This window comes from Thioclava sp. NG1 (assembly GCF_003122275.1).
Classification (GTDB): Bacteria; Pseudomonadota; Alphaproteobacteria; order Rhodobacterales; family Rhodobacteraceae; genus Thioclava; species Thioclava nitratireducens.
Genome location: NZ_QFBB01000002.1, coordinates 461,213 through 466,528, shown reverse-complemented (window position 1 = coordinate 466,528; position 5,316 = coordinate 461,213). Strand labels below are relative to the sequence as shown.

2 protein-coding genes are annotated in these 5,316 nt (G+C 66.9%); both read right to left on the bottom strand.

Annotation, left to right across the window (positions count from 1 at the left end; all coding sequences use genetic code 11):
• Positions 1–337: 337 nt before the first annotated feature.
• Positions 338–3,751 carry an error-prone DNA polymerase gene (locus tag DEM26_RS05295; RefSeq protein ID WP_109171871.1) on the bottom strand — a complete coding sequence of 1,138 codons (3,414 nt, stop codon included), beginning with the start codon at positions 3,749–3,751 and terminating at the stop codon, positions 338–340.
• Positions 3,748–5,226, bottom strand: coding sequence for a Y-family DNA polymerase (locus DEM26_RS05290; RefSeq protein WP_075776046.1), 1,479 nt, complete (start codon positions 5,224–5,226; stop codon positions 3,748–3,750). Before DEM26_RS05290 ends, DEM26_RS05295 begins: the two co-directional genes overlap by 4 nt.
• Between the last annotated feature and the right edge of the window lie 90 nt (positions 5,227–5,316).

The following is a 5,316-nucleotide window of genomic DNA, read 5'->3' as shown; positions in this document are numbered from 1 at the left end:
ACTGGTCAAGCCGAACAAAGACAAGACGCGCCTGAAGCTCACCGGTTTCGGCAAGCTCCCTCCCAAAGTTGCGATATGAACGCGGTTCCGCCTTCTGACGAAATTTTGTTCTCTTTTAGGCTGAACCTACGCAGAAATATTGCAACGGAAATAGTATCCACAGGACGCGAAAGCCGATCATTTTGAAATATCTTCAAATGCTTACGAGCATTACCCTGCGTCAACAATCGAACTTATCCACAAGACTTTCCTGACGTAGCGGGAACAATTGCGTTCAAAGCGAGGCGAATCGCCGCAACGGGAAATGTGTCGCGCGGTGGCCGATAGAGACCGGATTTCAGTGGAAATCCCGGCTCGGGAAAAGTCGTTTCGCCTGCTCTCGCGGATGACGTGCGGTGGTCTGCGGACGGGGTCTGGGGGCGTCATCCGCTTGGGGTGCGGTGAGGCCCAGAACGTCGTCGAGCGGGTGCCCCAGATCGGCCAGTCGCGGGGAGAGATCCTCGATCTTTTCGGCGATCAGATGGACCACGGCCCCCTCCCGTTCGAGCCGCCCCGAGACCCGCAGAAGACGCCCGCCCATCACCGCCCGGCGGAACCGTTCGTAGAGCTTCGGCCAGACCACGACATTGCTCACGCCAGTCTCGTCTTCCAGCGTGATGAAGATCACGCCGGAAGCCGTTCCGGGGCGCTGGCGGGTGATCACGAGGCCGCAAACCGTGACCCGCTTTTGCGGCGTGCCGATCAATTCGCAATGCGGCGTGAGGCCGGGAATGGCGGGGCGCAGCAGCTCCATCGGGTGGGCGCGGAGGCTCAATCTGAGGGCCACGTAATCCTCCACGACCTCCTCTCCCAGATGCATCGCGGGCAGCTCCACGGCCGGTTCGCGCCCTCCTTCCCCGTCCATCGGATCTGCGAAAAGCGGCAGCGGCGCGGGGGCTCGGATCGCCTTCACGGCCCAAAGCGCATCGCGCCGCGTGAGGCCGATTCCGGCAAATCCATCGGCCTCGGCGAGCCGTTCGAGCACATGTGGAGGCGTGCCCGCGCGCAGCCACAGGCTCTCCGGATCGGGGTAGCCATTGCCCCTGGCTGCGACGATCCAGCCCGCATCCTCCTCGCGAAATCCCTTGATCTGACGAAAGCCCAGACGCAGCGCCAGGGCCCCGTCCGCGCGGCGTTCCAGCGAGCTGTCCCAGCCCGAATGGTTCACGCAAACGGGCCGTACCTCGATCCCATGTTCGCGCGCATCGCGCACGATCTGGGCAGGCGCATAAAAGCCCATCGGCTGCGAATTCAGCAGCGCGCAGGCGAAGATCGCGGGGTGGTGGCACTTCAGCCAGGAGGAGACATAGGTGAGATGCGCGAAGGCCGCCGCGTGGCTCTCGGGGAAGCCGTATTCGCCGAACCCCTCGATCTGGGAAAAGCAGCGATCGGCGAAATCGGGCGTGTAGCCGCGCGCCAGCATCCCTTCGACAAACCGGTCGCGGAAGGTACCGATCGTGCCCATCTTGCGGAAGGTCGCGAGCGAGCGCCGCAGGCGGTCGGCCTCTTCGGGCGTGAAGCCCGCAGCGACCACCGCGATCTGCATCGCCTGTTCCTGAAACAGCGGCACGCCGAGGGTTTTGCCCAAGACGCCTTCCAGCTCCTTCGAGGGAAAATCGACCTTTTCGCGGCCCTGACGGCGGTTGATATAGGGGTGGACCATGCCGCCCTGAATGGGACCGGGACGGACGATGGCGACCTCGATCACGAGGTCATAGAACGTCTGCGGGCGCATCCTCGGCAGGAAGTTCATCTGCGCCCGGCTCTCCACCTGAAACACCCCCACCGCATCTGCGCGGCACAGCATCTCATAGGTCGGCGCGTCCTCCTGCGGGACGGTGGCGAGCGACATATCGAGCTTCTCGTGCCCCGCCAGCAGCTCGAAGCTCTTACGGATACAGGTGAGCATCCCGAGGCTGAGAATATCGACCTTCAGGATGCCCAGCGTGTCGATGTCATCCTTGTCCCATTCGATGCAGGTACGCCCCTCCATCGCGGCATTCTCGATCGGACAAAGCGCGTCGAGGCGGCCTTTCGTGATGACGAAGCCACCGACATGCTGGCTGAGATGGCGCGGAAACCCGATGATCTCGCCGATCAGTTTCAGCGTCTGCGACAGCCGCCGATCGGTGGGGTCGAGGCCCAGTTCGCCCATCCGCGCGTGGTCCGGCCCCTTGCCCGAAATCCCCCAGATCTGGCCCGCGAGGCTTGCCGTGACATCGGCGCTCAGCCCCATCACCTTGCCCACTTCGCGGATCGCGGCGCGGGTGCGGAAATGGATCACGGTCGCGCAAAGCCCCGCGCGGCCGCGGCCGTAGCGTTGGTAGATCCACTGGATGACTTCCTCGCGGCGCTCATGCTCGAAATCGACGTCGATATCGGGCGGCTCACCGCGATATTTCGAGATGAACCGCTCGAAGACCATGCCGATCTGGTCGGGGCTGACATCGGTGATCCCGAGCGCCCAGCAGATGATCGAATTGGCCGCCGAGCCGCGCCCCTGACACAGGATGCCGCGGCTGCGGGCGAAGCTCACGATGTCATGGACGGTGAGGAAATAGGCGGCGAAGCCCAGTTCGGAGACGAGGCGGAGTTCCTTCTCCAGCAGGCCTGCGTGCCGCTCCGAGATGCCCCCCGGAGAGCGCCGCGCCAACCCCTCGCGGGCGAGCCGGTCGAGCCGGTCCTGCGCGGGCTCGTTCTGAGCGACCTCGTCGGGATATTCGTAGCTGAGTTCGTCGAGATCGAAGCCGCAGCGCGCCGCGATCTCGCAGCTGCGACGCAGGGCTGCGGGGTGGCGGCGATAAAGCCGCGCCATGTCCTCGGCCCCCTTCAGACGCCGTTCGGCATTGGGCAGCGCGCGGGTACCAAGCGCGTCGATCGTGCAGCCCTCGCGCAGGCAGGTCAGCACATCGGCCAGCTGCCGGCGCGACCCGCGATGCATCAGCACATCGCCGGTCGCCACCATCGGCGTCGAGGCCCTCAGCGCGAGCGCTGCGCAAGCGTCGAACCAGCGCTGATCCGAGCCGTCATAACGCGGCGGCGCGCCAAGGAAGACCTGCCCCGGATAGCGCCGCCGCATCTCTTGTAGCGGGCGGTAGGCACGGGCCAGATCGGCGGGCGGCAGGGCGATCAGGATCATCCCCGCGCAGCCCTCCAGCAGATCCGCGCGGGTCAGGTAACACTCCCCCTTCCCCGCCCGGCGCTTGCCGCGGGTAAGAAGCTGGCTCAACCGGTGATAGGCCGCGCGGTCGGTAGGCAGCGCCACCCATTCGACCGGGCAATCGCTCAGCACCAGCCGCGCGCCGACGATCAGCTTCGGCAGTTTTGCGGTTGTCGGCCGGGCCAGATCCTGTGGCGAGCCGATGGGCTGGCGAGAGCTTTCGTCGCGCTGCAGTTCCGAGCGGATACGCAGCGCCTCACCGATCTCGCGCTTGAGTTCCTTGAGCGCCGAAAACGCCCGAACCACGCCCGCGAGCGAGTTGCGGTCGGTAATCGCGATGGCCTCCAGCCCCAGTTCGGCGGCGCGCACCATCAGTTCCTCGGGATGCGAGGCCCCGGTGAGGAAAGTGAAGTTGGAGGTGGTGCAAAGCTCGGCATAGGCGAGCGGAATGGCGGGCGTGTTGGCGGTGGTCACGACCGTGGAGGGGGCGCTGCCCCCGCGCCCGTCGGGCGCCCCCCGGGATATTTCGACCAAGGCGAAGGGAGCGGTCATGCGAAGACCCCCTCGACATACCAGCCGGGATCCTGCGGCGTGTGGAACATCCAGAGCCGCAGCCCCTGCCCGGTCTCGACGCGCCAATAGTCGCGCATCCCGCGCCGCCAGTTCGGATCGTCGAACCACCATTCCGGGGTCAGCCGTTCCGGCCCCTCGATGCGTTCCGCGCTGAGCGACTGGCGGCGCCAGCGGAAGCGGCGCGGCGGATCGGGGGCGTCGGACATGAGCGGCTCCGGCGGGAACAGCCGCAGCGGGCGAGGGTGCGGCTGGTGCCAGTTGCCCTCGGGGTCGGTGAAGGCGGCAGGCGCAATCAGGAAGCTGCGCTCGGGGATATGGCTGTCGGCAGGCAGGTAGCGCTGGACGTTCTCCAGCCCGATGCGCAGCCCGATCCGGGTGATGAGATCGCCCAGCCTGTCGCGCCGCTCGGTGGCGATGGTGCCGATCTGGCGGGCGGGGAGCGCCTCGACCTGCGTGGCCGCGAGGCGCATCTGGTCGATCCCGAAGCCCGCGTCGATATCCTCGATGCCGCGCGCGAAGAGGGCCGCGATCCGGCTGGGGTCGCTGAGCGGGGTGGCCAAGCGCAGCTCGACCTCCTGGCTGGCCTGATCGACGCGGCGCAGGGTAAGGCAGAGCACCCGTGCGCCAACTTCGTTTTCCTTGAGTTTGGCGCAGAGCCGATCGAGCAGCCGTTCGATCCCCGCCATCACATCGGCCTGCTGGCCGATCGGTTCGGGCAGGGTCAGGCGGGTCCCGTAATGGGGCGGATCGGCCACGGGCGAGACCTGTTCGGGCAGATCGCCCAAGGCCTGATCGAGCCGCGCCATCAGCCCCGCGCCAAAACGGCGCACGAGCGGCGCGCGCGGCGTGCGGGTCAGATCGCCGATCTCGCGCAGTCCCAGCCGCTGCAACCCTGTCACCGTCTCATGCGGCAGGCGCAGCGCGGCCACCGGCAGCTTGCCCAGAGCCGAGAGCCGCGCGCCGGGTGCGGCCCGACCGGGCGCGAAATGCGCCAGCGCCCAAGCCGCGCCGCGGGTGTCGGCAAGGCCAAGCCGCGCGGTGATCCGGGCGCGCTCCAGCCGGGCGATCATCTCGGCCATCATCGGCTCTTCACCGCCCCAAAGGTGATCCGAGCCGGTGATGTCGAGCACCAGACCGTCCTCGCCATCCAAGCCCACCCAAGGGCAATAGCGCGTGGCCCAGCGGCGCAGCGTTTCGAGGAATTGCGCCTCGCGGGCGGGATCGGCAGGCGCGGTCTGCAGCGTGGGGCAGAAGGCGCGGGCCTCGGACAGCGCCATGCCGCGCGCCAGCCCCTGCCCCTCGGCCGCGGCGTTCAGGCAGTGCAGCCGGTCGGTATTGCCCTCGCGCAGGACCAGCGCGAAGGGCCCCTCAACGGCTCGTGCCCGAAGAACCCGGTCGCTCGCCAGCCGGGGAAACCAGAGGGTGAGAATACGCCGTGTGCGCCCGTCGAGCATGTCGCTGAGCCTAGAGTTCGAGTCATTTGTTCGCGCTTTGTTCTTTTTAGGTCTCGCGGGATGCGGAGTCGAGTCCGTCTGGTGTCGGCA

What these genes read in the sequence shown, in the direction of transcription:
- DEM26_RS05290 (WP_075776046.1), bottom strand. Translation starts at nt 5,226, where the DNA reads ATGCTCGACGGGCGCACACGGCGTATTCTCACCCTCTGGTTTCCCCGG.
- DEM26_RS05295 (WP_109171871.1), bottom strand. Translation starts at nt 3,751, where the DNA reads ATGACCGCTCCCTTCGCCTTGGTCGAAATATCCCGGGGGGCGCCCGAC.